We start from the raw sequence: 26,601 nt of genomic DNA on the forward strand, positions 1-26,601 counted from the left end.
CTCAATCAGGGCAAGGAGCCTTACAGGGATGAATCTCGAAACCGCTAAAATGCTCGCCGACATCGGTTTCATGGCATCAGCTTATCAGCAACGTCCAGCCGCTCATGCAATTTTCACCGCTCTGATTGCAAACTACCCTGACAACTCCGTTCCCTACAATGGTATGGCACACCTGCATATCATGACCGGCATGTTTGATGATGCCGTCAACTTGCTTAAGGGGCAGGCCGACAGTGCAGAAGAGATTGATCCCATGACACTGGCCCTGCTCTGCGCAGCTTACAAAATGGCCGGAAAAAACGATGACAGTGAAGATCTGCTCAACAAGATCAAGAATGACTACCCCGACACCAACCATTTTGAGACAACTCAGGGGCTGATCAAAATCTTCGAGAGCACCAAGGAAGTGAATGCCAAATTCACTGAACTGCTCACCAAGGGGCAGAAAAAAGCTAAATAATTCCGATATTTTTCAAAAAGGCCTGCTGAATAGCAGGCCTTTTTATTTTGTCCGTAGCCAATGTGTATAGCTCTCAGTTAACAGAGTTATCGCCTTCTTTCCCTCAGCACTAAACAGGTCGGTCTGAAGCTTCTCCCAATCCATATCCACATCTAGTGCATGAGGCAAATAAGCCGGCTGACAAAGCTCACCCACAATCCTGCTTTGATTTACGACCCGGCCTTTTAGCCACTGATGATGGTAGCGCTCTAAAATTCGCTTCTCAGGTGTAAACCTTTTTTCTTCCGAAAGAGCACAGTACTGTTCACGCAGGCCTGTTGCAGCCAACCACTGACCAAGTCTACGAATTTGATCGGATTCAATCGGCAGCTTATGTGCCTCACTGATTTTTTGCAAATGCTCTTCCTGATACACCCTTGGTATCTCGCAAAACCTGACAAAAAGGCCTGCAAGACTCTTTTTCCACTCCATAATCTCTTTGTGGTGTGACCGAAACAAATCAAAAACAATCAAAAAGCCTTCTCGAACCAAATCAACCTGCTTTGACGTGATTCCAACAGGAGCCCAGTCAGAATCCAGAATATTGGTTTTCCCCAGCGAAGATATATCCAGATCATCAACGGTTACTGCTCTGTTTCCGCTAATCTCTTGCTGTAGCCTTGAAATCACATCCTCTGAAAACATCAGTTCAGCGTCGATCAGGCAGGGCAGACCATCAGACACCAACATATTATTTTCATGGAGATCCTTAATCCCAAGCTGCAGAGCTAAAGCGGATAATGCTCCCATGCCCTTATACCAGCTACCAGATCTCTGCTTTGTAGATCTATCCGAATCAATCCAGGTCATATACCCGTAGTTGCGATCCACCTGATCAGAGCAGCACAGACAGGAGACAGTTTTCAAAAGCACTGAACGATTCCACTTGTTCAGCTGGTCTATTAAACCTTTTTCAGGGGCAAGCAGAGCATTCTCAACGCTCAAATCCCGGTCTTTATAGACTATTGAGTGAGCGCCATTGAAAGTGATTTTTACTACATCGAAGTACTCAACTTCCGGCATAACCTGAAGCTGTATGGACTGAAGATTATCAGGCTTTATATTTATCCACAGACATAGGTCACACAGATCCCTACTTAACCGTTCAACAAAAGTTTCAGCAGCATGAACCCACTGGCGCGCTACCCTAAACAGGTGTCGGGCGTAGGCCGCATTCATTGAAACCTGCTCCCACTTGACTGTTTTCAACCAATTGGCGAACGGGTGCATCAAGTCCACGATCAAGCCTGCCGTTTTTACTTTCTTAAGCCGGCCATCCAGTTGGTCCATCAATAAGGTGCCAACACTGAGTACAATATTCGCAGTAGCGGTGCTATCAACGCCTTCATTCAGCACATCACACTCAAGCAAAGCTATCAGGCTAGAATATCTTTTTTGTTTTCTGATCTTTTCCGCCCGACGGGCAATCTTTGGCAGCAGATTTATGACTCTCCCAGATACGAAGCGTTCATCTTTTTTTTCTGTAGCACAAGCTAACAAGTGATATTTGAGCATCCATATAACAGCCGCTCGACTTCTTGATGGCTCGAGTATCAGGCCAGGTGATAATTCCGCCACTGACAACGGTCTTCCCAGGTTACCTGCATATTGAAGCACCAGATGTGCATCCTGAAGAGGCATAGCTTCAGCTACTTCATCTGAAGCCAATAGTTTTTCAGCCCCCAGTAAAACCCTTAACCCTCGATCAGTCAGGGTATACAGCTGGTTATCACTCTGGAGTTTTGTTACGTAGTGCGAAAAGAAGTCGTCTTGAGCATACAGATTACTGAATCCAGATTTCCAGTTCGAATGCTCTCTGGCAAGTCGGCTGAGCCGCTCAATTAATGCATCATACTGCAATGTCAGTTTTGACCACTCAAAGCGCTCTATGGCTTTATTTCTGGCTGCCTGCCCCATCTTTTGGCAAAGCTTCTTGTTGCCACTCAGTTCTTTAAGAGTTTCAACAAGAGAGCCAACATCAATGGCTGTAGTTTGAGCCTGAACCAGGCTATCCCTTGCTGCAGCATAGGGTTTAACAGCTTTCGATACAGAGCCAAAGCGGCTTGCTGGCACCAGGTAACCTTCAACCCCGTTGCATATAAGTTCCCGGTAGCCATTCCACTCGGACAAAACAACAGGTAAACCGGCCATCATGGCTTCTACCGGAGCTATACCAAAACTTTCCTGATAACTGTCCGAGACAGAAATAAAAACATCTGCGGCGGCTAATAACAGCGATTTTCGTGCATCATCAATATCAAGTTCAAAATGTACACAGCTATCAATCAACAACTCATAGGAAGAAGACAGCAGGGATCCAATATAATTACTACACGGGTTTCCCGCGCCAGCCAGATAAAGCGAGATATCCCTGTCAGAACCCAGCACCAGTTCCCTGACGGCCAGCAGTAATGGATGCAGATCCATTTTATCCACAGCCGAAAAACGCCCCAGCCCCAACATTACAAAGCAATCATCAGCAATACCCAGCTCTTTTCTGGCTTGCTTTCGGTCAGATTGCTCAATCTGGTTTACACCGAGAGGCAATCGATCCAGACGACCCTGCCACTGAACCCTGCCTTTATAATGCTGCTCTACAGCACTGGTCATTTTCTCCAGTACTTCCCGACTGGCATCAGAACTGCAAATAATACTATCCCAGGGACCATGCTCAGACAGCATGACATTCTTAAGCTGTTTCAGCCCTATATCCTGGCTCAAGGTATGCGCCCTGCCTGTTACAGGAAACAAAGCAGGTGCATACATCTGCCGCATATCCACCAGCGAATCAATCCAGGGCTCTCCCGTATGAAAGGCAAAATAATTTATCTGCTGCAGGCACTGGGCAAGCTGGTGTATTGGAAAGAATCTGATGCGCTTTGAAGAGTAGGCTTCTCGCCACTGACCTTTAAGGCGATCGATGGCAGCTGGGGGAGAAAAGATATGAATGCAGTCAACGCTGGAATAACAAATCAGAGCATCAAGAAAAGCCGTATTGGCAATACGTAATCCGTTAATACCTACCTGTTCAAGATCCTGCGCTGCATACAGGCAGCCAAGGATCTTCACGGCATGATCATCGGTGCCGGAGTGCCATTACCCCTTGGGCCCCCTGAACCCTTGAATTTTTGGGCCTGACTGTAATAGAACTCGAAATTGGTCGCGAATTCGGCAATGGCATTCTCAAATTTTTCCAGATCCAGCTGGGGTTCCGGCATTTTCAGGCACAGCGCCAGTCGACCGGTTTCCTTATCAATACTCAGCCCTGGACGCTGCCCTTGAATGGTAGCCAGTGCCTTTTTCAGCAGGTTATCCAGCAGGTCATGAAGTTCCTGATCCTTTTCAGGTAAAGCATCCAGCTCGGAATAGAGATAGACAGAACGAGCTGCGGCAAAACACTGAATAATCAGGCCACCATCAATAACCAACCGGTACTTGCCATCCACTTGGCTGAGGTTACGAATGCCCTTGCGTTCACGAAACTGTTCGATAACTTTCTGGAAAGACATGGCGTCCCTGCCCGTACGCTGAATCAATAAGCCCTGAAATTCGGACCTTGTTCTAATCAGTTTAGGCAGGAAGCCGCCCCCTGTTCCAGCACACCAGCTGAAACAGGGATATAACGGAAGGGGAAGTCAGGAGCTAACCATATCCGAAGCCAGCTTTTCTTCGCCACGGTCAGAGGAGCGCTTGAGTAGAATCACAACACCAACAAACAGCAGCAGGGCAACAGCAACGCCAGTCCAGGCAGAGTTTGTCAGTCCCATCACAATATAACCAGTCAGCGCCACACCTGCTGCAGACAGGCAATAAGGCAGCTGAGTGACTACATGATCAATGTGATGGCAGGCAGCACCCGTGGAAGAAAGAATGGTTGTATCGGATATTGGCGAACAGTGATCACCAAATACCGCACCGGCTAGAACAGCCGCCAGCATCGGCAGCATCAGCGCGATCTCGGTCCCGGCAGCCATATCACCAGCGATAGGCAGCATGATGCCAAAGGTTCCCCAGCTGGTACCGGTAGCAAACGCCATCACACCGGCAACCACAAACAGGATGGCTGGCAGCCAGCGTGCTTCAATTGAATCACTGACCAGGCCCGCCAGATACTTACCGGTTTCCAGACCACTGATAACATCCACCAGGATCCATGCCAGAACCAGAATATAAATTGCTGGCATCATTGAGCGAAAACCACTGATCATTGCTCCTGCCGCACGACTGGAACCCGGACGCTGGCGCAGCAGCATAGCGATGCTGGTACCAATGCCAATCAGGCCACCAGTCACCAGAGAAGTATTCACATCACAATTCTCAAACGCGCCCAGCAATGAGAATGGCTGACCTTCAGCAGCCAGAACAGAAGCTCCGGTCCAGATCAGGGCAAAGACGGTTGCCAGCACCAGCACGACAACAGGCACGATCAGATCCTTAACCTGCCCACCGGATAATGCTTCCAGCTCAGAGCTACCCATCGGGCGCCCCTTGCCTTCATCGAACAACTCACCTTGCCGGGCTTTCTGGTCGTGGGTCTTCATCGCCCCCACATTGATATCCATAGCGGCCGAGCAAACGACCAGAATCAGCGCCAGAAATGCATACAGATTCATCGGAATCATGGTCACAAACGCACCCAGCGCACTGATATCAGTCACCTCATGCGCCACCAGAATCGAGCCAATCAGCGCAATAATATACGCACCCCAGCTGGAGATCGGAGTCAGCACGCAGATCGGAGCAGCTGTAGAATCAATCAGATACGCCAGCTTGGCACGGGAAATACGCTGACCATCCGTGATCGGACGGCTGATCTGACCAACGGCCAGACTGTTGAAGTAGTCATCAATAAAGATGATAAAGCCCAGCGCAACAGCCAATACTTGTGAACCCTGACGGGTTTTGACCCGTTCCCGGGCCCAGTCCGCAAAAGCTCCTGTGCCTCCGGCCAGGGTAATCAGACTGGTCATACCACCCAGCAACAGCAGGAAGGACAGCAGGAAGATACTGCCTGTATTCAGGCCATCGTCCCAGAAGATAGAGATAAAGACATCAGCGATATATTGGAAAGCCGCTCCTACGCTGAACTCATTCAGCAGCAAGGCACCAACCAGAATACCGGCCCCTAGCGAGATCACGACTTTTCGGGTAATAACTGCCAGTCCGATAGCAACTATCGGTGCAAGCAAAGAGAGAAAGGAATTACTGTAACTTGCGAGTTCCATAATGGGGCTGTCTCAGCTGCGGGCGATCCTGTCAGACACCGGCATTTCCGCAGCATTTCCCGTCAAGATACCGGGAAAGACATCACAAGCAACAAGGCGTCAGTACCCGCTTGCCCAAATCAGGCAGCATGAACTGCTTGAAGGAAGCTGAGTAACGACAATAACAATCTGGGGAATCTGCTTAAACTATCTATATCGCTATATCTAACACCAGATTTCCAGACGCTGTAGTTGTGAGAGCGGAAACGCCACTGATCAAAACGACCAACCCGTTTCATTCTAGTTTATTGGAGCCCTACTTGCGTCTGGAAATGGCCAGTGCTTTATTCAGTGCATCCTGCACCTGTCACTAAACCTCTTCCGGATAGCACTCCACAGTCAATGTCAAACAACGACATACTCTGTGACAGTGCAGCAGCTATTAACTGGTGCACCAGTATTCAGCCCTGGTCAGACTGAAAACTTCGGCATCCTTCCCTTTCCATAACGGTCTACAGCTGCCAGCCTCTCGCTATGTACTCTTGAAGTGATGCGCCTCTACCACAATCGAACCCGAAATTATCCACAGCCCGGTTTTTGACACAACAGGCAGTTGAGACTCATTCGAAATAAATTGACCAATATCAATTTCTTTTTTGGTCGTATTACCTTTGTACGTTTCAGGCATTGCCTGAATTCCACAAAAAAGCCCACGATAGAAATAATATCTACCGTGGGCTTTATAGGATGGGTTAACCCGATATGTATTTATGCCGGATTATTATTCCCACTCAATAGTTGCCGGCGGCTTGCTGGAAACATCGTAAGTCACCCGGGAAATACCGGAGATTTCATTGATGATTCGACCGGAAACCCGTTCCAGGAAGTCATACGGCAGGTGAGCCCAGCGCGCAGTCATGAAGTCGATGGTTTCCACAGCCCGCAGTGAAACCACATACTCATAACGACGTCCGTCGCCCACAACACCAACCGACTTGACCGGCAGGAAGACGACAAAGGCCTGACTGGTTTTGTGGTACAGATCAGCTTTGTGAAGCTCATCGATAAAGATTGCATCAGCCAGTCGTAAGGTATCAGCGTACTCTTTCTTGACCTCACCCAGAATACGCACACCCAGACCCGGTCCCGGGAACGGATGGCGATAAACCATATCGTAAGGCAGCCCCAGCTCCAGACCGATCTTGCGCACTTCATCCTTGAACAGTTCACGAAGCGGCTCGACCAGCTCCATTTTCATATCATCCGGCAGGCCACCTACGTTGTGGTGCGACTTGATGACATGAGCTTTGCCGGTCTTGCTGGCTGCAGACTCAATCACATCCGGATAGATAGTTCCCTGGGCAAGGAATTTAACCTCTGACAGTCTGGAAGATTCTTCATCAAAAATATCAATGAAGGTATTACCGATAATCTTCCGTTTCTGTTCCGGATCGGCTACATCTTTCAGCTTGGTCAGGAACCGCTCTTCAGCATCTACGCGTACGACTTTAACGCCCATGTTTTCTGCAAACATGGCCATTACCTGATCACCTTCGTTCAGACGCAGCAGGCCGTTATCCACAAACACACAAGTCAGCTGGTCACCGATAGCCTTGTGCAGCAGGGCTGCAACCACACTGGAGTCAACACCCCCAGACAGCCCCAGCAGAACCTGTTCATCACCAACCTGTTCGCGGATACGGGCAACGGCATCATCAATAATGCCACTGGCAGTCCACAGTTTTTCACAGCCGGCGATATCAATCAGGAAGCGTTCCAGCATCCGCTCGCCCTGCTTGGTGTGGGTGACTTCAGGGTGGAACTGGACACCGTAGAAATGGCGGGATTCATCTGCCATCCCTGCAATAGGGCAGGAGTCAGTGGATGCCATCAGGCTAAAGCCTTGCGGCAGCTGGCTGACCTTGTCACCATGGCTCATCCACACATCCAGGCTCATGCGGCCGGTATCGTTGATGTGGTCTTCAATGCCTTTCAGGAACGCGGTTGGTGTTTCAATATCAACTTCGGCATAGCCAAATTCACGCAGGTCAGAAGTCGATACTTGGCCGCCCAGCTGGGCCGCCATGGTCTGCATACCGTAGCAGATGCCCAGCACCGGAACACCCAGATCAAATACGACATCAGGAGCCCGCGGGGTATCACCCTCGGTAACAGATTCCGGCCCACCAGACAGAATAATGGCTTTGGGATTAAAGGCCCTGATATCTGCTTCCGGCATATCAAAAGCATGCAGTTCGCAGTACACACCGATTTCCCGCACCCGGCGAGCAATCAGCTGTGTGTACTGGGACCCGAAATCAAGGATAAGAATACGTTGGGAATGAATATCCTGGGTCATGAATCCGCTCGAAAACAAGTTATGGCCTCTGACTACAGGTTGATGACCTGCAGCATCCGGCTTTTATATGGAAGATAAATATCAGCCCGGCTATCACTACCGATAACCGGGCCGGATTAAGAGATAAAACCCTGAGACAACTCAGTGAGCGCGATAGTTCGGCGCTTCCTTGGTGATTGTCACATCATGCACATGAGACTCTTTCATCCCGGCATTAGTCACCCGGACAAACTCTGGACAAGTTCTCATGGTGTCGATATCCGGAGAACCGGTATAACCCATGGAAGCCCGCAGACCACCCATCAGCTGGTGCACAATGGCAGTCAGCGGCCCTTTGTAGGGTACTCGGCCTTCGATACCTTCCGGCACCAGTTTCTCAGCACCGGCATTGGCATCCTGGAAGTAACGGTCACTGGAACCACTGGCCTGAGACATCGCACCCAGCGAGCCCATACCACGGTATGACTTATAGCTCCGGCCCTGATACAGAATGATTTCACCCGGCGCTTCATCGGTACCGGCCAGCATACTGCCGATCATGATGACGCTGGCACCGGCCACAACGGCTTTGGCCAGATCACCGGAATAGCGAATACCGCCATCAGCAACAACCGGGATACCGGTACCTTCCAGTGCTTTAACAACATTACCCACGGCAGAGATCTGGGGCACACCGATACCGGTCACAATCCGGGTCGTACAGATGGAGCCAGGGCCAATACCCACTTTCACACCATCGGCACCGGCTTCAGCCAGAGCCTTGGCCGCTGCAGCAGTAGCAATATTGCCACCGATAACATCAACCTGCGGGTAATTCTTTTTAACCCAGGCCACACGCTCGATAACGCCTTTGGAGTGTCCGTGTGCGGTATCAACCACAATAACATCCACACCGGCTTCAACCAGAGCAGCAACACGCTCCGGAGTTTCGGCACCGGTGCCTACTGCCGCACCAACTCGCAGCTGACCATGCTCATCCTTGCAGGCGTTGGGGTAATCCTGGGCCTTCTGAATATCCTTGACGGTCATCATACCGGCCAGTTTGCCGGCCTTGTCGACTACCAGCACCTTCTCAATCCGGTGCTGCTGCAGTAGAGCCTGTACGGAACTCTGAGAAGTACCCTCAGGTACAGTGACCAGGCGATCCCGCGGGGTCATAACAGCGGAGACCTTTTTAGTGACATCAGCAACAAAACGCACATCACGACTGGTAACAATCCCCACCAGATCACCATTCTGCAATACCGGCACACCGGAGATGCTGTGCTGCTGACGCAGCTCCATCAATTCCCGTACAGTGGCATCAGCCTCAATGGTAATAGGGTCTTTTACTACCCCGCTTTCGTGTTTTTTTACCTTTTTTACTTCATTTGCCTGTTGATCTACGGTCATATTTTTGTGGATAATACCAAGTCCGCCTTCTTGCGCCATCGCAATGGCAAGACGGGCTTCGGTGACGGTATCCATGGCTGATGACAGCAGCGGGATATTCAGCTCAATGTTTCTGGTAACACGAGACTTGAGTGAAACATCCTTTGGCAGGACTTCAGAATACCCCGGGACCAGCAATACATCATCGAAGGTCAAAGCTTCTTCTGCTATACGCAACATATTCGTTCGCCTACCGATTCATTTCATTTGAATAGTATAAGGAAAGTCCTCGGCAACACTGTCTGGGTTCAGCCTCGCCGCGGGAAAATCGAGTAAATTCCAACAATTATATCGGTCTCGAATTGCGCCAACAATTCTTACATTTTCATTTTTTTTCAGGGATAATTCTCGGGTTTGCCCGCCTATAGCGATAGTCAGACAAAAATAGCCAGACAAATGTGCCTGATATCTGCCTGTGGCCGGAAGCTTTATTGCAGGATCTACTGAAAACGTCGGACTTACTGAAAACGCCATGCTGAAACCAAAGCAAGAACACACCGGTACCCCACGCAACATACTGAGTGTGTCCGAGCTGAACAGTCAGGCGCGGCGCTTGCTGGAAGTGACATTCTCCTCAATCTGGGTCGAGGGGGAGATTTCCAACCTGGCGCGTCCGGCCTCCGGACACTGGTACTTCACCCTGAAGGATGCCGGTGCCCAGGTGCGTTCAGCCATGTTCCGCAACCGTAATCAGGCACTGCGCTTTGCTGTTAAAGAGGGCATGCAGGTTCGGGTTCGCGCCCGAGTCAGCCTTTATGAAGGTCGGGGCGATTATCAGCTGATTGTCGAAAATATGGAGCCTGCAGGTGCCGGGGCGCTGCAACAGGCTTTTGAACAGCTCAAGGCCAGGCTGGCTGCCGAGGGTTTATTTGCTCCCGAGCGCAAACAACCGCTCCCCCAGATGCCAAAACATATTGGCATCGTAACATCCCCCACCGGAGCCGCTATTCGAGATTTCCTGACGGTTCTGGAGCGACGCTTTCCTTCAACCAGAGTCACCATTATTCCGACGCTGGTTCAGGGTAATGAAGCAGCACCTCAAATAGTCCGGGCTATTCAACTGGCTCAGCAATTGCCGGATCTTGATGTACTGGTGCTCAGCCGGGGCGGTGGTTCACTGGAAGATCTGTGGCCATTTAACGATGAATATGTCGCCCGGACTATCGCAGCCTGCCCAATCCCCACTGTTAGCGCTGTGGGCCACGAGATTGATTTCAGCATTTCTGATTTTGTTGCCGATTACAGGGCACCTACTCCCTCTGCAGCCGCAGAAGTACTCAGCCACGACCAAGCTGACTGGCACAACACTCTGGAAGCCTGGCGGCAGCAGTTAGCGATGACCATGAACCGGTTACTGGGTAATCAGCGACAGGCGCTGCAACATTTACACAAGCGGCTGCGCCATCCGGGATATAAGCTACAGGAACAAAGTCAGCGACTGGATGATCTTGAAGTCCGGCTACAGCAAGCCATCAAGCACCAGCTTTTGAACAAAAAAAGTCAGCTGGGCAATATCCAAAGCCGCTTGCATCAGAACTCTCCACTGAATCAGCTGAAAGCCAAACGTATTCCGCTGACTAATCTCCATGCCCGCCTTGATGCCGCCATCAAGCAGCTGCTCGAACTGCATCGCCACCGTTTGTCAGAAAACGTCGGCCGCATGAACGCCTATAGCCCACTGGCCACGTTAGGACGCGGATACTCAATTCTGCAAAAGGAAGATGGTCAGGTCGTCAGACAACAAAGCGATGTCAGCAAAGACGAAATAATTACCGCCCGACTCGGCAAGGGACAACTGAGCTGCCGGGTTGAAGATGTGATTACAGATAGCTAAAAAGAGCTGAAACAAAACAGGCTGGTATAAACCAGCCTGTTTTGTTTCAGAGAGCCTAGCGCTTGTTCTTTTTCTTCTTTTCCGCTTTCTTGGCGTGTCTTACCAGACGCTGCTTCTTGTGAAGCTGACGGTCTGTCAGTTTGTTTTTCTTTCCTGCGTACGGGTTCTCACTCGACTTGAATTCAAACCGTACCGGAGTACCAACCAGTTTCAATACACGACGGAAAGTATTTTCCAGATAGCGACGATAAGATGCCGGTACTGAGTCTGTCTGATTACCGTGAATAATCAGCAGTGGCGGATTCATACCACCCATGTGACAGAACCGCAGCTTGATCCGGTGACCATTCACCATCGGTGGCTGGTGTTCACCCACAGCATCCTGCAGCACACGGGTCAGGTAGTTGGTTGACCAGCGTCCGGTAGCAGCCTCATAAGCTTCTTCAATGGCCTCATACAGGTTACCCACACCGGTGCCATGCATCGCGGAAATAAAGTGGATCCGGACAAAATCAACAAAGTGCAGCTTACGCTCCAGCTGTTCCTTGACCTGAGCCTTGTCCTCGGCTGTCATGCCATCCCACTTGTTGACCGCAATAACGGTACCTCGTCCTGCTTCCAGAACAAAGCCCAGCATATGCAGATCCTGATCGACCAGACCTTCACGGGCATCGATCACTACAACGGCAACATGAGCATCTTCAACCGCTTTCAGGGTTTTGATAACGGAGAACTTTTCAACCGTCTCCTTAACCTTGCCACGGCGACGCACACCCGCAGTATCAATCAGGGTGTAATGGCTGCCATGACGCTCGTAAGGGATATAAACACTGTCCCGGGTGGTGCCAGCCTGGTCATAAACAACAACCCGCTCTTCACCCAGCATCCGGTTAACCAGTGTGGACTTGCCGACATTCGGGCGACCGACCACACCGATACGAATGCTGTCCGGCTGCTCAAAATCTTCCTCACCTTCGACCTCATCCAGCTCAGGCTCTGGCGGCAGGGTTTCCTCATAGGCATCCAGCGCGTCATCCAACAGATTGCGTACGCCTTTACCATGAGCAGCTGCAATACCTACCGGCTCGCCAATACCCATGCTGTAGAATTCATTAAAAGCCACATCCGGGTTGGTGGTGTCCATCTTGTTGGCCACCAGCCAGGTCAGCTTGTTACGACGACGCAGGTGGTGGGCAATCATTTCGTCACCGGCGGTCAGACCCGCTCTGGCATCAACCATGAAAAACACGACATCAGCCTCTTCAATCGCTGCCAGCGACTGGGAAGCCATTTCTGCATCAATACCTTCTTCGTCACCACTGATACCGCCGGTATCAATTACAACAAAGTCACGTTCACCCATTCGTCCTTCGCCGTACTTGCGATCACGGGTCAGACCGGCATAGTCCGCTACCAGCGCATCGCGCGAGCGGGTTAACCGATTGAAGAGAGTGGATTTACCAACATTTGGACGCCCTACCAGAGCGATCACCGGTACCATGGAATCGTTACCTTAGAACAACTTAATACCTGCCACTGCCGGTGAGCACTCGAGACTGGATTATTATACCCAGCCACAATTACTGCTCTCGGAAAAAGGACAGACATCCTGAAAAACAAAACGCCGGAGCAGTCTAGAACTGCCCCAGCGTACAACCTTAAAAATCTTCTTTTCGCTTCAGTAAAGGGATTTAACCTATAACTATCAGCGAATCTTCAGCGCAACCAGATCACCGCCGTTGCCATAAGCAAACAGCAGCTCGCCATCACTCAGCAGTTGGGTGCGCAGGCCGTCGGAATCAACCTGAATCCGGCCGGCAAACTGACCATCCACCTGAGAAATGAAGTGAACATAGCCTTCATAGTCGCCCACAGCAACATAACTACTGTGAGTAACCGGGCCACTCAGGCGACGGCCTTCAAGCTTTTCCTGACGCCAGTTGGTTGCACCGGTACGCTGATCAACAGCAGACACCCAGCCATTGGCCATCGCAACATACAGGCTGCCGAAGCCGGCGGCCATAGACTGGTAACTGGAAGACTCACGAGCCCAGCGAACACGGCCGGTAGCCGGATCCAGGGCAGCAATATTACCCTGGAAGCCAACAACGTAGAGCACATCACTGATCAGCAGCGGACGGCCTTCGATATCAACCAGACGTTCCAGTTCAGAGTTACCCTTGGGCGCGGCAATGCGAGTATCCCACGCCTGAACACCTTTGGCTGCGTCATATGCCCGCACTTCACCATTGGCAAAACCGTCAATCACCAGACCACCGGTCATCAGCGGTGTGCTGGCACCACGCAGGCGCAGTACAGGCTGACTGACACTCTGCTCCCAGATTTTCTCGCCGCTGCTGGCATTCAGGCCTGTCAGCTTTTCATCTATGGAGTGAACAATCACGACACTGCCGTCAGTTACCGGAGCAGACAGGACTTCACTGGAGACAGTACTGCGCCACAGTTCCTTACCGGTTTCCAGTGACAGTGCAGCAACATCACCATTCAGACTGCCAACCAGCACCAGGCCACGGTTAGCGGATACCGCACCGGATGCCGGAATCTCCAGCTCGGTTGCCCACAGGCTCTTGCCGGTATCACGATCAAACGCCTTGACCAGACCTTCCGCGTCAGCCGCTACCAGTGTATTACCACTGAGCGCCGGACGCAGATTCAGATACTTGCCGTCAGCGCCATTACCAACGCTCTGGCTCCAGACCTTTTCCAGCGTGATAGTGTTGGTAATTTCCGGCAGCTTGTTCGGCTCCCGTGTTTCACCGCCACTACCGGAAAACAGACTACATCCCCCAAGCAATACCACAGAGGCCAGCAAGGCGAGTTTCATCTGCTGAAAACGGCTTTTGTTATTTTGCTTCTGCAGACTCGTCATTCACATTATCTCCGCCAGATTGCCCTTCATCCGAGCTTTTTTCCGCCGCTGCGGAAGTATCTTCCTGTACATCTTTCTGACCCGGCTGTGCCAGGTCATCCAGCTTCATTTGTACCACCGGGCGCTGTTCGCCATTAATACGCGCCTCATCCAGTGCAGCCTGATAAGCAGTGCGAGCTTCGTCAGTACGTCCCAGAGCCAGCAGCACATCACCACGGGCGGCATCGACAGATGCCTTGTAGCCACCCGGCTTTTTAATCTCATCCAGCACTTTCAGTGCAGCTGTCGCATTGTCACCTTCAGTGGCCAGCAGGACCCGAGACAGACGAATGCGTGCCACAATCTCCTGGTCACGACCTTCTTTCTGGTTAATCACCCACTGCAGCTGTTCTTTCGCTGCAGCCAGGTCACCGGTTTCAACCGCATGGCGAGCACTGAACAGCATGGCATAGCCCGCGTAGGGGGTATCATCATACTCCTGCTTCAGGGTAGAAACCACATGATTCAGTGTGGCTTCCTGCTCTTCACTCAAGGCCGCTTCACTTTCGTAAACCATGATATCCACAACCTGCTGGTACAGCGTCGCAGCCTGCTCGGCAGACTCGACCTGACTCTTGTTCCAGGCTTTGTAACCAAAAACGGATACCATCGCAATGACAACACCGGCTACCAGTGACTTGCCGTATTCATCCCAAAAACGCTTCAGCAACGCCAGTTGTTCTTCATCGGTGTGATGTGTACTCACCCTGCTCTCCTCAGACCAGAATTATCGGTCGTGGCATCCACGCCTGACCGTCCTCGTAATGATATTCATCATAAAAATGCCGCCGATAGCCCAGGTTCAATTAACAGAACCTGACACATGTTCTCGACGGCATTTTCATTACGGCTGATTTCGGCCTATCAACCCTGCAGCAGCGCAACCAGCCCGTCAAGATCCAGACGCTGCTGTTCTGCTTCATGACGCAGTGGTTTGACCGTTACCTCGCCTGCCTGCATTTCGTCTTCACCGATAATCAGGGCATAGCGGGCACCACTGCGGTCAGCCTTTTTCATCTGACTCTTGAAGCTGCCACCACCACAGTTGAACTGCAGCTTCAGTTCCGGCATCCGGCTGCGCAGCTGCTCACTGAGGCTCAGAGCGTACCCGCCCACATCACCAACAGCAACAACTGAAGCATCTACATACTGATGTACATCAGCCGGCACCAGATCCAGAGTTTCCAGCATCAGCACCAGTCGCTCAAGTCCCATGGCAAAGCCGATAGCCGGTGTCGGGCGACCACCCAGCAGCTCAATCAGTGCATCATAGCGGCCACCGCCACAAACAGTTCCCTGGGCGCCCAGCTCGGTGGTAATCCATTCAAATACGGTACGACCGTAGTAATCCAGTCCCCGCACCAGATTAGGATTCAGAGTGTACTTTACTCCGGCCTGATCCAGCATAGCCTGCAGCGTTTCAAAATGCTCACGGGACTCATCATCCAGATAGTCCATCAGCGACGGCGCATCAGCCACAATTTCCTGGGTACGGGCATTTTTGCTGTCCAGAATACGCAGCGGGTTGGTTTCGAGACGGCGCTGACTGTCCTCATCCAGCTCAGACTCGTACTGGCGCAGATAATTCACCAGCGCTTCACGATGCGCCTTGCGCGATTCCAGAGTACCCAGTGTATTGAGTTCAAGACGGACATGATCCAGCAGCCCCAGCTCGCGCCACAGGCGGGCTGTCAGCAGAATCAGTTCGGCATCAATATCCGGACCGTTCATGCCGAACGCTTCAACACTGACCTGGTGGAACTGACGGTAACGACCTTTCTGGGGGCGCTCGTAGCGGAACATCGGCCCCATGGTCCACAGGCGCTGCACCTGGTTATGAAACAGTCCGTGTTCCAGACCGGCACGCACACAACCAGCAGTCGCTTCCGGACGCAGAGTCATGCTGTCGCCGTTGCGATCGTCAAAAGTGTACATTTCCTTTTCAACGATATCGGTGGCCGTACCGATTCCACGCTGGAATAGGGCGGTCGATTCAACCACAGGCATTCTGATTTCGCGGTAGCCATAAGCGCCGAGCACTGACTTGATCTTGTCTTCCAGGTAGCGCCATACCGGGGACTGCTCCGGAAGAAGGTCATTCATGCCACGAATGGCTTTCAACTGCTTGGCCAAAATAACTCCTTGATACAACCTGAAGCCCGAAAACCGGCTCCGGAGTCACACGACCACTGTTCTGTCATGAAGCAGCATGTGCAAACCCGGCCCGCCTCTGATTACCTCATCCGGCAGCGAAGCCTGCAGGTTCGAAAATATGAAAATAAAAGAAAGCATCTGTCCGGCACCATCCGGTGGTGCCGTAACAGTCAAAATATCAGCCCTGGTTCAAACCCAGTGTCAATCTGGCGACATTACCGCGTCCATCGGATGTGTCAAGTGCAACCAGTTTATCATTGAATCGCAGTTCGGAAACGCCGTGTACATTACCCAGTATCAGCTTCACCGCACCCAGATCATTCAGATCCAGCTTGCTGCCCGCTTTCTGCACATCCATGTAAAGCACTTTGCCTTTCAGGTCAGTAATTTTAACCCAGCAATCAGCACTGAATTCCATAGCCAGGCGACCGCTGGCTGGCGTCTTGATAACCGCCGCTGACTTTTTGGTGACAGTGGTTACATCTTTGGGCACCTCAGATGCTTCCACCGGTTTTGCCTTTTGTTTCTGCTGGCTTGCATCAGGCGCTGCGCTACTGATTTTAGTGACTTTAACTTGTTCTGATACCGGTTCTGACTGCAGCTCATTCTGCGTCAACCCAGTATCCTCATCCTCTACCGTAGCAAAGGATACATCATCAATATCCAGAGGCTCTGCCAGCGTTGCCGGATCCTGTGCGCCATCTTCATCCGGTGCACTGTATTCCAGTGAATTATCGCCTTCTGTCAAAGGAATTTCGGTCGCATCTCCGGCTGGAGCCGCTTCAACTACAGCCTTTTCAACTACAGCCGGCGCTGATACGGCCGGGGCACTGTCAACGATCGCATCCGCTTTTTGCTGCTGTTGCCACCAGGCCACACCACCAACAGCCAGCGCCAGTGCAATGGTACCCGTCAGTAAAGCACCGATTCCCGGTCGCTTACGCGCTGCAATAACCGGTTCACCGGACATATCCAGGCGACGCCCCTGATCTTCGGCCTGTTCAGGCAGCAGATTATTGGCAGCATCAATGACTTCATCCGGATTCAGTCCCAGCAGACGTGCATAGGAGCGGAGGTAGCCCCGAACAAAGGTGTCGCCGGGCAGTTCGTCGTAGGCATCATTTTCCAGTGCAGCGACGTACTGCACTGTAATATGTAATCGTTCTGCAACTTCGCTGAGGCTGAGGTTACGGCTTTCCCGTTTTTGCCTCAGCATCAGCCCTGGTTCGAGGGGAAGGACCTCTTGTTCAGGAGCATCAGTCGTTTCATTTGTCATAATTTTGCGCTTTCAAATACTCTTTGGCTTCCGCTGACTGCGGATACCGTTTAGTCAGCAATAACGCGTAGCTTGCTTCATCATCCTTCAATCCCAACACTCTTGCCAGCCGTATTCCCAACCACAGGCTGGCTGCCGTTTGTGGCGCTCCCCTCCGGAACAGAGTGTAGTGCTGCTGCGCTTCCCTATAGGCCTGACGTCGATACAGTAAAGACGCCAGCTCAAGTTGTACCTGGCCCAGATTACGATTCAGTCTCAGAGCCTTGCGAAAATGTTGTTCGGCCTCATACAACCGGCTTTTTGCCAGCATCACCAGCCCCAGATTAGCGTAGGCACGGCTGCGCTCACTATAGTGCACATCCGCGCTGGCTATACCGAACTGATGCCAGGCTTCATCCAGCCGGCCTTCGGCAAACAGAAAAGCACCATAGTTATTGTGAATGTCTGATGCCTCGGGCTTCTGTTTCAACGCTTTAATAAAATACGTTTCTGCCAGCCCGGATTCTCCCTGAAGTTGGTATACGGTGGCAAGCAGAGCATTGGCTTCAGCTGAATTTTTATCGACCTCCAACACACGCTGCAGAGGCTTGATGGCGCGCTCGGGCATTCCTTCCGAAATGTATCCCCGGGCGAGATTGAGGTAACTGGTGGCGACCTTTTGGCGGTCAATATTGGGCTCTTTATTACTACTGAAACAGCCCCCCAGCATAGCCAAACCCAGTATCAGGCCAACTACCCTTGCTGCGGTGCGCAGTAATCTGCTGTTCATTTCAGTCCCTTGTAATCTGATATCCCTTAGACATAACACATGTCCGGCTATTTTTATTGTTTGGATATACAGCAAAAGTTACTGCGAGCATCAAAAATCGATGATTAATATCCCGCAGTAACTCTATGTTCAGGCCTGTTTAGCAAAAGGCTTATCAGCCCGCCTGCTCGACCTGAACTACCTCATTCTGATTTTCACGCAGGGCCTGATAACGGGCACTGCGGCGGGTCTTATCTTCAACCTGGCCCACCAGCTGACCACAGGCGGCATCAATATCATCGCCCCGGGTTTTACGCACAGTGGTATTCAAACCGGCTTCCTGCATCAGAGTCTGGAAGCGTCTTACCGCATTGTTGCTCGGGCGCTCATAACCGGAATGGGGGAATGGATTAAACGGTATCAGATTCAGCTTGCAAGGCACATCTTTCAGTACCTTAACCAGTGCTTTCGCATGCTCGGGCTGATCGTTAACACCGGCCAGCAGGGTGTATTCAATGGTAACTACCCGGGCACGGTCACTCAGGCTACCCATATAATCCGCAATCGCCTGCTTCAGCTCGCGAATAGGATATTTACGGTTAATCGGTACCAGAATATCACGCAGCTCGTCTGTCGGCGCGTGCAGGGATACTGCCAGAGACACGTCAGTCAGACCGATCATCTTGCGCATCGCCGGAACCACACCGGAGGTACTCAGGGTGACACGGCGCTTGGACAGGCCATAGCCAAAGTCATCCATCATCAGATTCATGGAATCAATGACATTGTCAAAATTGAGCAGCGGCTCACCCATACCCATCAGTACGACGTTGGTGATCGCACGCTCTTTGGTCGCAGGGATACTGCCAAAGGAACGGGCAGCGATCCATACCTGACCGATAATCTCGGCGACTGTCAGGTCGGAGTTAAAGCCTTGTTTACCGGTAGAACAGAAACTGCAGTCCAGGGCACAACCGGCCTGGGAAGAAACACACAATGTGCCGCGCTTGCCATCCGGAATAAATACCATTTCCACAGAGCTGCCACTTTCTACCCGTACCACCCATTTACGGGTACCGTCAGTAGAGAAGTCGCTGGAAATAATTTCCGGCGCACGCACTTCAGCAACCTGCTTGAGCTTTTCGCGCAGCACCTTGCTGATATTGGTCATTTCATCGAAATCACTCACCCCGAAGTGATGAATCCACTTCATGATCTGCTGTGCACGAAACTTTTTTTCACCGATGGATACAAAAAACTCTTCCAGACCTTTCTGGGTCAGTCCCAGCAGATTGGTTTTGGAAACATTATCGGTTGCTATAACAGCGTCGGTCATCAATCACTCCAAGTGAATGACAGACGGGCCGGGGCAGTTATTCACCGCCGCCGGCCCGTCCTCAGGTACTAACTCAGGACTTAGCGAGTCCGCGGGCAGATTTCAGTCGGTTCGAAGAAATAAGCCACTTCGCGTTCGGCAGATGCCAGAGCATCAGAACCGTGTACAGCGTTCTCGTCAATAGTGCTTGCAAAGTCCGCACGGATGGTGCCAGCAGCAGCTTCCTGCGGGTTGGTTGCGCCCATCAGTTCACGGTGCAGCGCAACAGCGTTTTCGCCTTCCAGTACGGATACAACAACCGGACCGGAAGTCATGAAGTCAACCAGGGCACCAAAGAAAGGACGCTCTTTGTGCTCTGCGTAGAATCCTTCTGCCTTTTCACGGGACAGGTGCAGCATTTTAGCTGCAACAATGTTCAGGCCTGCCTTTTCAAAACGGGCGTAGATTTCGCCAACAACGTTCTTGCCAACTGCATCCGGCTTGATGATGGACAAAGTACGTTCTACAGCCATTATTACTCTCCAGTTTGTCATTATTTGCCGGCTGCGCCATCCTCTGCTGCCGGTCATTATTACGCGTTACTTGTTATAGGTAACAGAGCGCCCTCTAAAGCAACTTCTCCTTATACTTCAGGAACGCACCGAATAATTGACCGCAGATTCTATACGATTACGGCACCGGGTTGCAGTACAAACTCCAATTATTCGGTAAATACACCTATACAAAAACATGACAAACTGCCCGTAAACGGGGAAGGCAGTACTGGCTTGCCACAACGGAACGGGAAAGCCGGGCGTAGCTTATTGTAAAACCTGCAGGTAAATAAGGTGGTAGAAACCGGAATAACCGGTTATTCGATGCTGTCCATCACGTTCTTTTTACATAACCTGATCACGAATTTCTGCCGGTATCACCACAGCCAGCTGCGCTACTGCCAGGTCCCGCTGCTCCACGCTATCTGCCACAATCGTGATATGCCCAAGCTTGCGTTCGGGTCTGGCTTCCTTACCATAGGAATGGCGATAAACATTCTTCCGGCCGTCAGCTATTACAGCCGGTTGCTCATCACCGATAACATTGAGCATGGCTACAGCCGGATATATCGCTGCTGCAGGCTCCAGCTTTTGACCCGCCAAAGCCAGAATATGATTACGGAACTGGCTCGCCTCAGCCCCCTCGATCGACCAGTGCCCGGAGTTATGAACTCTGGGGGCAACTTCATTGGCTATCAGGCCATCAGCGGTTTCAAACAGCTCAAGAGTAATCGTGCCGACATAATCAAAATGCTCTGCCAGACTGCGAATATACTGCTCCGCCAACGCCATTTTTTGCTGTGATAGCCCCTGCGCTGGATAGAGGGAATAGCGCAGCATACCGCGATGATGCATATTGTCAGTCATAGGCCATATAACCATATGCCCCTGACGGTCACGGCTGGCAATAATGGATGTTTCCCGTACAAAGGGCACAAAAGCCTCGGCAATCAGTTCCCGTCCACCGATAGCCTGCCATGCCTTCTCGACATCCTGCCTGCTTCGAATCAGGAACTGCCCCTTGCCGTCATACCCTGCTGTTGTTGTTTTAAGCACAACAGGCAGGCCCAGACTATCAACCGCCTGCTCCAGTTCATCAAGGGAAGTGACTGCCGCAAAATCTGCAGTCGCAATACCGGCATTGCGCAGCGCCCGTTTTTCCAGCAAACGGTTCTGAAAGGTTTTCAGGGCATCAATACCAGGAAGGGTTTTATCTTTGACCGGCTCAACCAGACTAACAATATGATCCGGGATATTTTCTGTTTCAAAAGTGACAATATCTGCCTCTTTCAAAAATTCTGCCAACAGCGCGTCATCATGCGCTCTCAGATCATAAAGACTGATCTCGATATCGGTCAGGTCAGTAACGCTTTGTTCCAGCATTTGACCTAGCTGTCCATTACCCAAAACACCAATTTTCATGAATCAGGCTGCCTTTTCTTTAAATCAGTTCGGAGAACGTTCTGAAAGAATTAACAGGTAAGCTGACTTCAGCTTATATCGAGCCAGGCTTATATCAGGTTATCAGGTCTGTCAGACCAATTAGGCCAGTCAGACCCAGACAGAGACTATTCAGCTTTCGATGCGTGGATCAGGTTGAGCCAGCACAGTCGCCTGCTGTTGCGCCCTGAAGTCATCAATCCGGGATAGCAAATCTGTATCAGAGGTGGCTAGTATCTGCGCTGCCAGCAATCCTGCATTTTTAGCCCCGGCATCACCAATAGCCAATGTTCCCACAGCTACCCCGCCTGGCATCTGAGCAATAGACAGCAATGAGTCCAGTCCGTTCAAAGCCCGGGATTTGACCGGCACCCCAAGTACAGGAAGAGAGGTTTTTGCAGCAACCATGCCAGGTAAATGTGCCGCACCGCCTGCGCCGGCAATAATGACTTTCAGGCCTCTGGATACAGCAGCTTCGGCATATTCAAACAGCAGATCAGGAGTACGATGGGCAGATACCACCTTGACCTCATATTCAACGCCCAGCCCTTCAAGCATGTCAGCTGCAAATTGCATGGTAGGCCAGTCACTTTTCGAGCCCATTATGATTCCAACGAGAGCAGTCATATTCCTGATAATTCCTTATTCTTGAGGGGACAGGGTTTGGCTTGCCACTTAGAGCAGTACCCCATCCTAAAGAAGATAGCACAGGGATATGACCGATCTTATTGCACGCCAATCAGATGCAAGCGACGTCCAGTACCAGCTCCACCTCATGTGTTCCAGCGGGTACATCCCTTCGTTCCCTGTCAGCCCGTACTTTCAGACTATGGCTGCCGGACATCAGCGCCAGATTTTTGAACTTGTTGGCTGCTACCACCAGATCTGTGACGGTCAGAAAGATATCACTCTGCTGCAGTCCGGGAACGGAGGTTCTTAGACTACTGATACTGACCTGAACAGTTTGATGCTCGGCGTTGGTACTGAGACTGAAACCCGCCAGATCTTCTTTTTCTTTGCTGACAGTATCATTGAAAAACAGCTCACCCAGGGCATCATCAATCTGAATACCACAGATGACTTCAATTTCACGGCTGAACTTGGCTCCACCCGCCGAGATACCATAGGAATAAGCTGTAGCCAGAGCGATAAGAATCAAGGTTTTCATAGCTCACACAGAGACGAGAATGAAGTCCTGAGTGTATCGCCACAGCATATGAAAGGGGTATGCGAAGGTTAATCACAAAAATAGCAATAGTGCTGATAGACAGCTAACAGCATTCTTTTCTATTGACGCATATGCTTTCGATAGTCAGCTAAAATTACATTTATACTGCAAGGATGCACTCTTATTATGTCAGGCAAAATACCAGGGGATGTACACCCGTCAGGGGCTGAATACACTCCACAGCTACCAGAAGATCACTCTACTGACGCCCCACCTACTGGAAAACACCCCACTCTCAGCTCTGTAACTCCAGCTAAGGGAGAGGCATCCGTTGCTTCAACTCAAGCTGATGCTCATTCCAGCAAAAGTGAACCCAAGCCTATTCTCAAACGTAAGGGACAGACACGAAAGAAACAGAGGAAGCAAGCACGCTTCTCTGAAGAGCCCCCGCAGGAGCATCATGTTCCGGCCCGCACTCTGCAAAAACAAGAGTTGCGCAAGCTGGCACTGGACTTACTTTATGCTGACCAGAAATCAGACGTTGTTGAACTACTGATATCACAGCGCCTCAACGACCTGACAACCCGCAGCAACGAGAAAAAACGCATTGATAACTTCGAACAGCTTTGCGAGGACTTACGCAAGGACTGTACACATCAACACTCAGCACCACTCAACGCGGCAATTGAGGAAGCAGAAAAAATAACCGACGAGCAGTTTATGGTGTATGCCGTGGTTAACGGAACCTCTCCAGATGATATAGAGGACCAGATTGATTACTTGCAGCGAAGAATAACCAGACTGAAAAGTTCTGACCCGGAAAACCCAAAAATATCTCTTATGAGACTTCAAATTGAAGAGTTGAAGCTCATTATCAGTCATGCACGACAGGAATCCGGCCCTACCAGAAAATCCATTCCAAGAGGATCAGAGGCACGACGACCAGAAAAAAGTCCTGCGTTATGGACAATCAGGTCTTTACTGGAGCAAGGAAAACGCGAAGATGCAATTTCCCTTATCAAAAAGCAGCGCAGTCCTGAAGTACTAACGAAACTGACCACAGCATTACGCGATGGGGGGTACGATCAGGAACTGATAGCACTGGCAAAGAAAACTTTTCTTAGAGCCTTAAAGAAAGGTGCTTCGTAAAAAAGGGCTGCAATTTTGCAACCCTTTTTATATCTCACCCTTAATCCATTTCTTCAATCCAGGCCATCTGGATTGCTTCAAGGATTTTTTCACCGCAACGTTCTGGGTCATCATCAAAATCATCCAGACCCATTACCCAGTTGCGCAGGTCCAGAAAGTTAACATAACGCGGATCGGTATCCGGATAGGCTTCAGAGAGCTCAATGGCGATATCCTGAACATCCACCCATTTCAGACTCATCTTTACTACCTCACTTCCGGCGCTTGCAACGCCTTATTGCTCTTAATGCCGCTCGGACACCTGGTTAATGGTGTAACGGGGAATTTCAACCACCAGATCCTTATCCTCGACAATAGCCTGACAGCTCAGTCGTGACTCAGGCTCCAGCCCCCAGGCTTTATCCAGCATGTCTTCTTCCAGCTCATCCGGCTCTTCCAGTGAGTCAAAACCTTCACGCACGACAATATGACAGGTTGTGCAGGCACAGGATTTTTCACAGGCATGCTCAATATCAATGCCTTGCTTCAAGGCCGCATCCAACACAGTGACACCAGCCTCGACCTCAACCACATCACCTTCAGGACAAAGCTCTTCATGAGGCAAAAATACTATTTTAGGCACTGAATTTACTCCGCCTTATTCTCAAACTCATTCACTGAATGCCCGGACAAGGCTGTCTTGATTTTGCTATTCATACGACGAGCGGCAAAAAAGTCACTGGCTTTGCTTGTAGCATCAATTGCCTGCTTGATCGCCCCGGCATCAGAGCCGTTGCGTGCCAGTTGCAGCTTTTCTGCCTCTGCCAGCAGACCATTGAATTCCTGTTCTGAAAGCAACGCTTTACCATCCGCTTCCAAAGCCACGTTCAGAGCGTCAAGAATCCGGTCTGCTTCAACCTGCTGCTCACGCAGAGCGCGCAGGTCTTTATCGTCTACTGCATGGGTATAGGACTCCTGCAGCATACGGGTAATTTCACCATCAGTAAGACCGTATGATGGTTTAACCTGAACTTCACTTTCAATTCCGCTGGACAGTTCCTGAGCCCGAACACTCAGCAAGCCATCGGCATCAACCTGGAAAGTTACCCGGATTTTAGCAGCACCCGCCGGCATGGGAGGAATACCGCGCAGGCTGAAACGCGCCAGCGAACGGTTATCCTGGATCAGTTCTCGCTCGCCCTGCAGCACATGGATGGACATCGCCGTCTGGCCATCCTTGAAGGTAGTAAACTCCTGGGCGCGGGCAACTGGAATAGTGGTATTACGATGAATAACCTTTTCCATCAGTCCGCCCATGGTTTCAAGACCAAGCGACAGAGGAATAACATCCAGCAGCAGCATTTCATCGGCAGGCTTGTTACCGGCCAGAATATCAGCCTGCATGGCTGCACCAATAGCCACTACCCGATCCGGGTCAATATCGACATGCGGCTTGCGGCCCAGCAGTTCGGTTACACGCTCACGCACCCTTGGTACACGGGTGGAACCACCGACCATTACCACCTCGCCAACATCATCTGCACGCAAGCCGGCATCACGCAATGCACGACGACAAGCCTTTAATGTGCGATCAACAAGAGGATCAACCAGTTCATTAAAGCTGTCACGAGACAGGGTATAACTTTTTTCCCTGAACAGTATTTCTGCTGTTTCAGCAGTCGTCAGCGCTTCTTTTGCAGCACAGCCGCTCAAGCTCAACTGACGCAGTTCAGAAGCATTCAGAGTGTTTGCAGCAACACCGGCCTGCTCCAGCACCCAGCCAACAACAGCCTGGTCAAAGTCATCTCCGCCCAGCGCAGTATCACCGCCGGTTGCCAGCACTTCGAATACACCCTTGCTGATGCGCAGCACAGAGATATCAAAAGTACCGCCACCCAGATCATAGACAGCAATAACGCCTTCTTCGGCCTGATCCAGTCCGTAGGCCACCGCTGCAGCAGTCGGCTCGTTCAGTAAGCGCAGCACATTGATGCCTGCCAGTCGGGCAGCATCACGGGTTGCCTGACGCTGGGAGTCATCAAAATAGGCCGGCACGGTAATAACGGCACCCACAAGGCTTCCACCCAGTGTTTCCTGTGCCCGGTCGCTCAGTTCTTTGAGAATCGAAGCGGAGGCTTCAACAGGACTCACTGCACCCTGGCGGGTTTGAATCGCCGCCATGCCTTCTTTATCAGCAAAGTTATAGGGCATCACGCCATCAAGCGTATGCACATCAGCCTTGCCACGCCCCATCAGGCGCTTGACAGAAATAAGGGTATTCAATGGATCTTCGGTTACCCGCGCCCGGGCATCGTGTCCCACCAGAATCTGATGCTCTTCACCATAATGAACAATAGACGGCAGAATATGGCGGCCGGCAAGATCCGGCAAGGTTTCAGCTCCCTGCTCCCGAACTGTGGCGACCAGAGAGTTGGTGGTTCCCAGGTCAATGCCTACAGCGCGCTTGCGGGCGTGGGGTTCCGGGCTCAATCCCGGTTCGGATATCTGCAGCAAGGCCATGTGCTACCGCTCTATGCTTTTTGGTGAAATGGGCAGGAAACG

22 protein-coding genes and 1 riboswitch are annotated in these 26,601 nt (G+C 51.2%); of the genes, 3 read left to right on the top strand and 19 right to left on the bottom strand.

The window, feature by feature from the left end; translation table 11 throughout:
* The first annotated feature begins 28 nt into the window (after positions 1–28).
* On the top strand, positions 29–460 hold the full coding sequence (locus ACYZZ0_RS06680; protein ID WP_461535824.1) for a tetratricopeptide repeat protein: 432 nt from the start codon (positions 29–31) through the stop codon (positions 458–460).
* A gap of 42 nt (positions 461–502) precedes the next feature.
* On the opposite strand, the gene ACYZZ0_RS06685 is transcribed toward ACYZZ0_RS06680, so the two are convergent.
* From ACYZZ0_RS06685 to guaB, 5 genes are all read right to left on the bottom strand, one after another.
* Positions 503–3,274 carry a DUF4135 domain-containing protein gene (locus ACYZZ0_RS06685; protein ID WP_461536174.1) on the bottom strand — a complete coding sequence of 924 codons (2,772 nt, stop codon included), beginning with the start codon at positions 3,272–3,274 and terminating at the stop codon, positions 503–505.
* Positions 3,275–3,564: 290 nt separating this feature from the next.
* Complete coding sequence (locus tag ACYZZ0_RS06690) at positions 3,565–4,008, bottom strand: CesT family type III secretion system chaperone (RefSeq protein WP_461535825.1); 444 nt, start codon at positions 4,006–4,008, stop codon at positions 3,565–3,567.
* Positions 4,009–4,134: 126 nt separating this feature from the next.
* Positions 4,135–5,724: a Na+/H+ antiporter NhaC family protein gene (locus ACYZZ0_RS06695; RefSeq protein ID WP_461535826.1), complete on the bottom strand. Its 1,590-nt coding sequence runs from the start codon at positions 5,722–5,724 to the stop codon at positions 4,135–4,137.
* Between the two features lie 357 nt (positions 5,725–6,081).
* Positions 6,082–6,272, bottom strand: a riboswitch (Lysine riboswitch).
* Between the two features lie 212 nt (positions 6,273–6,484).
* On the bottom strand, positions 6,485–8,062 hold the full coding sequence (gene guaA / locus ACYZZ0_RS06700; RefSeq protein ID WP_461535827.1) for a glutamine-hydrolyzing GMP synthase: 1,578 nt from the start codon (positions 8,060–8,062) through the stop codon (positions 6,485–6,487).
* Between the two features lie 141 nt (positions 8,063–8,203).
* Positions 8,204–9,673 carry an IMP dehydrogenase gene (gene guaB, locus ACYZZ0_RS06705; RefSeq protein WP_461535828.1) on the bottom strand — a complete coding sequence of 490 codons (1,470 nt, stop codon included), beginning with the start codon at positions 9,671–9,673 and terminating at the stop codon, positions 8,204–8,206.
* A 292-nt stretch (positions 9,674–9,965) separates the two neighbouring features.
* Here guaB and xseA point away from each other — a divergent pair, with 292 nt between their 5' ends.
* Positions 9,966–11,327 (top strand): exodeoxyribonuclease VII large subunit, encoded by a 1,362-nt coding sequence (xseA, locus tag ACYZZ0_RS06710; protein ID WP_461536175.1) that lies wholly within the window; start codon positions 9,966–9,968, stop codon positions 11,325–11,327.
* Positions 11,328–11,382: 55 nt separating this feature from the next.
* Here the strand turns inward: xseA and der are convergent, their stop codons facing one another.
* The 11 genes from der to ACYZZ0_RS06765 form a co-directional block, all read right to left on the bottom strand.
* Entirely contained in the window at positions 11,383–12,828 is a 1,446-nt protein-coding gene (gene der, locus ACYZZ0_RS06715; RefSeq protein ID WP_461535829.1) for a ribosome biogenesis GTPase Der, read from the bottom strand.
* Between the two features lie 204 nt (positions 12,829–13,032).
* The gene (gene bamB / locus ACYZZ0_RS06720) at positions 13,033–14,217 is read right to left on the bottom strand and encodes an outer membrane protein assembly factor BamB (RefSeq protein ID WP_461535830.1); all 1,185 of its coding nucleotides are present in this window, start codon (positions 14,215–14,217) and stop codon (positions 13,033–13,035) included.
* Positions 14,192–14,962 carry a YfgM family protein gene (locus tag ACYZZ0_RS06725; protein WP_461535831.1) on the bottom strand — a complete coding sequence of 257 codons (771 nt, stop codon included), beginning with the start codon at positions 14,960–14,962 and terminating at the stop codon, positions 14,192–14,194. The genes bamB and ACYZZ0_RS06725 overlap by 26 nt, the downstream gene beginning before the upstream one ends.
* Before the next feature lie 158 nt (positions 14,963–15,120).
* A complete protein-coding gene (gene hisS, locus ACYZZ0_RS06730) occupies positions 15,121–16,389 on the bottom strand; it encodes a histidine--tRNA ligase (protein ID WP_461535832.1) in 1,269 nt (422 codons plus the stop codon).
* Positions 16,390–16,588: 199 nt separating this feature from the next.
* The gene (locus ACYZZ0_RS06735) at positions 16,589–17,686 is read right to left on the bottom strand and encodes a RodZ domain-containing protein (RefSeq protein ID WP_461535833.1); all 1,098 of its coding nucleotides are present in this window, start codon (positions 17,684–17,686) and stop codon (positions 16,589–16,591) included.
* Positions 17,676–18,455, bottom strand: coding sequence for a type IV pilus biogenesis/stability protein PilW (gene pilW / locus ACYZZ0_RS06740; protein ID WP_461535834.1), 780 nt, complete (start codon positions 18,453–18,455; stop codon positions 17,676–17,678). The genes ACYZZ0_RS06735 and pilW overlap by 11 nt, the downstream gene beginning before the upstream one ends.
* Positions 18,456–18,609: 154 nt before the next feature.
* Positions 18,610–19,770, bottom strand: a complete 1,161-nt coding sequence (gene rlmN, locus ACYZZ0_RS06745) for a dual-specificity RNA methyltransferase RlmN (RefSeq protein ID WP_461535835.1) — start codon at positions 19,768–19,770, stop codon at positions 18,610–18,612.
* Between the two features lie 80 nt (positions 19,771–19,850).
* Positions 19,851–20,282: a nucleoside-diphosphate kinase gene (gene ndk / locus ACYZZ0_RS06750; protein ID WP_461535836.1), complete on the bottom strand. Its 432-nt coding sequence runs from the start codon at positions 20,280–20,282 to the stop codon at positions 19,851–19,853.
* Positions 20,283–20,648: 366 nt separating this feature from the next.
* Positions 20,649–21,725 (bottom strand): 5-(carboxyamino)imidazole ribonucleotide synthase, encoded by a 1,077-nt coding sequence (locus ACYZZ0_RS06755; protein WP_461535837.1) that lies wholly within the window; start codon positions 21,723–21,725, stop codon positions 20,649–20,651.
* A 150-nt stretch (positions 21,726–21,875) separates the two neighbouring features.
* A complete protein-coding gene (purE, locus tag ACYZZ0_RS06760; protein WP_461535838.1) occupies positions 21,876–22,370 on the bottom strand; it encodes a 5-(carboxyamino)imidazole ribonucleotide mutase in 495 nt (164 codons plus the stop codon).
* A gap of 112 nt (positions 22,371–22,482) precedes the next feature.
* Positions 22,483–22,911 carry a hypothetical protein gene (locus ACYZZ0_RS06765; RefSeq protein ID WP_461535839.1) on the bottom strand — a complete coding sequence of 143 codons (429 nt, stop codon included), beginning with the start codon at positions 22,909–22,911 and terminating at the stop codon, positions 22,483–22,485.
* Between the two features lie 186 nt (positions 22,912–23,097).
* Between ACYZZ0_RS06765 and ACYZZ0_RS06770 the strand changes: the two genes are divergently transcribed.
* On the top strand, positions 23,098–24,060 hold the full coding sequence (locus ACYZZ0_RS06770) for a hypothetical protein (RefSeq protein ID WP_461535840.1): 963 nt from the start codon (positions 23,098–23,100) through the stop codon (positions 24,058–24,060).
* Positions 24,061–24,100: 40 nt separating this feature from the next.
* On the opposite strand, the gene iscX is transcribed toward ACYZZ0_RS06770, so the two are convergent.
* The 3 genes from iscX to hscA are packed head-to-tail and all read right to left on the bottom strand — an operon-like array spanning position 24,101 to position 26,559.
* The gene (iscX, locus tag ACYZZ0_RS06775; RefSeq protein ID WP_461535841.1) at positions 24,101–24,301 is read right to left on the bottom strand and encodes a Fe-S cluster assembly protein IscX; all 201 of its coding nucleotides are present in this window, start codon (positions 24,299–24,301) and stop codon (positions 24,101–24,103) included.
* Positions 24,302–24,343: 42 nt separating this feature from the next.
* Positions 24,344–24,682, bottom strand: a complete 339-nt coding sequence (fdx, locus tag ACYZZ0_RS06780) for an ISC system 2Fe-2S type ferredoxin (RefSeq protein WP_461535842.1) — start codon at positions 24,680–24,682, stop codon at positions 24,344–24,346.
* Between the two features lie 5 nt (positions 24,683–24,687).
* Positions 24,688–26,559 carry a Fe-S protein assembly chaperone HscA gene (gene hscA, locus ACYZZ0_RS06785; RefSeq protein WP_461535843.1) on the bottom strand — a complete coding sequence of 624 codons (1,872 nt, stop codon included), beginning with the start codon at positions 26,557–26,559 and terminating at the stop codon, positions 24,688–24,690.
* Positions 26,560–26,601: the final 42 nt, after the last annotated feature.

It is taken from the genome of Spongorhabdus nitratireducens (assembly GCA_947387575.1).
Classification (GTDB): Bacteria; Pseudomonadota; Gammaproteobacteria; order Pseudomonadales; family Endozoicomonadaceae; genus CANDOC01.

What these genes read in the sequence shown, in the direction of transcription:
- ACYZZ0_RS06685 (WP_461536174.1), bottom strand. Translation starts at nt 3,274, where the DNA reads ATGCGGCAGATGTATGCACCTGCTTTGTTTCCTGTAACAGGCAGGGCG.
- guaB (WP_461535828.1), bottom strand. Translation starts at nt 9,673, where the DNA reads ATGTTGCGTATAGCAGAAGAAGCTTTGACCTTCGATGATGTATTGCTG.
- pilW (WP_461535834.1), bottom strand. Translation starts at nt 18,455, where the DNA reads ATGAACAGCAGATTACTGCGCACCGCAGCAAGGGTAGTTGGCCTGATA.
- iscX (WP_461535841.1), bottom strand. Translation starts at nt 24,301, where the DNA reads ATGAGTCTGAAATGGGTGGATGTTCAGGATATCGCCATTGAGCTCTCT.
- rlmN (WP_461535835.1), bottom strand. Translation starts at nt 19,770, where the DNA reads ATGACCGACGCTGTTATAGCAACCGATAATGTTTCCAAAACCAATCTG.
- hscA (WP_461535843.1), bottom strand. Translation starts at nt 26,559, where the DNA reads ATGGCCTTGCTGCAGATATCCGAACCGGGATTGAGCCCGGAACCCCAC.
- bamB (WP_461535830.1), bottom strand. Translation starts at nt 14,217, where the DNA reads ATGACGAGTCTGCAGAAGCAAAATAACAAAAGCCGTTTTCAGCAGATG.
- ACYZZ0_RS06765 (WP_461535839.1), bottom strand. Translation starts at nt 22,911, where the DNA reads ATGAAAACCTTGATTCTTATCGCTCTGGCTACAGCTTATTCCTATGGT.
- der (WP_461535829.1), bottom strand. Translation starts at nt 12,828, where the DNA reads ATGGTACCGGTGATCGCTCTGGTAGGGCGTCCAAATGTTGGTAAATCC.
- ndk (WP_461535836.1), bottom strand. Translation starts at nt 20,282, where the DNA reads ATGGCTGTAGAACGTACTTTGTCCATCATCAAGCCGGATGCAGTTGGC.
- ACYZZ0_RS06770 (WP_461535840.1), top strand. Translation starts at nt 23,098, where the DNA reads ATGTCAGGCAAAATACCAGGGGATGTACACCCGTCAGGGGCTGAATAC.
- ACYZZ0_RS06680 (WP_461535824.1), top strand. Translation starts at nt 29, where the DNA reads ATGAATCTCGAAACCGCTAAAATGCTCGCCGACATCGGTTTCATGGCA.
- ACYZZ0_RS06735 (WP_461535833.1), bottom strand. Translation starts at nt 17,686, where the DNA reads ATGACAAATGAAACGACTGATGCTCCTGAACAAGAGGTCCTTCCCCTC.
- purE (WP_461535838.1), bottom strand. Translation starts at nt 22,370, where the DNA reads ATGACTGCTCTCGTTGGAATCATAATGGGCTCGAAAAGTGACTGGCCT.
- guaA (WP_461535827.1), bottom strand. Translation starts at nt 8,062, where the DNA reads ATGACCCAGGATATTCATTCCCAACGTATTCTTATCCTTGATTTCGGG.
- xseA (WP_461536175.1), top strand. Translation starts at nt 9,966, where the DNA reads ATGCTGAAACCAAAGCAAGAACACACCGGTACCCCACGCAACATACTG.
- ACYZZ0_RS06690 (WP_461535825.1), bottom strand. Translation starts at nt 4,008, where the DNA reads ATGTCTTTCCAGAAAGTTATCGAACAGTTTCGTGAACGCAAGGGCATT.
- ACYZZ0_RS06755 (WP_461535837.1), bottom strand. Translation starts at nt 21,725, where the DNA reads ATGAAAATTGGTGTTTTGGGTAATGGACAGCTAGGTCAAATGCTGGAA.
- ACYZZ0_RS06695 (WP_461535826.1), bottom strand. Translation starts at nt 5,724, where the DNA reads ATGGAACTCGCAAGTTACAGTAATTCCTTTCTCTCTTTGCTTGCACCG.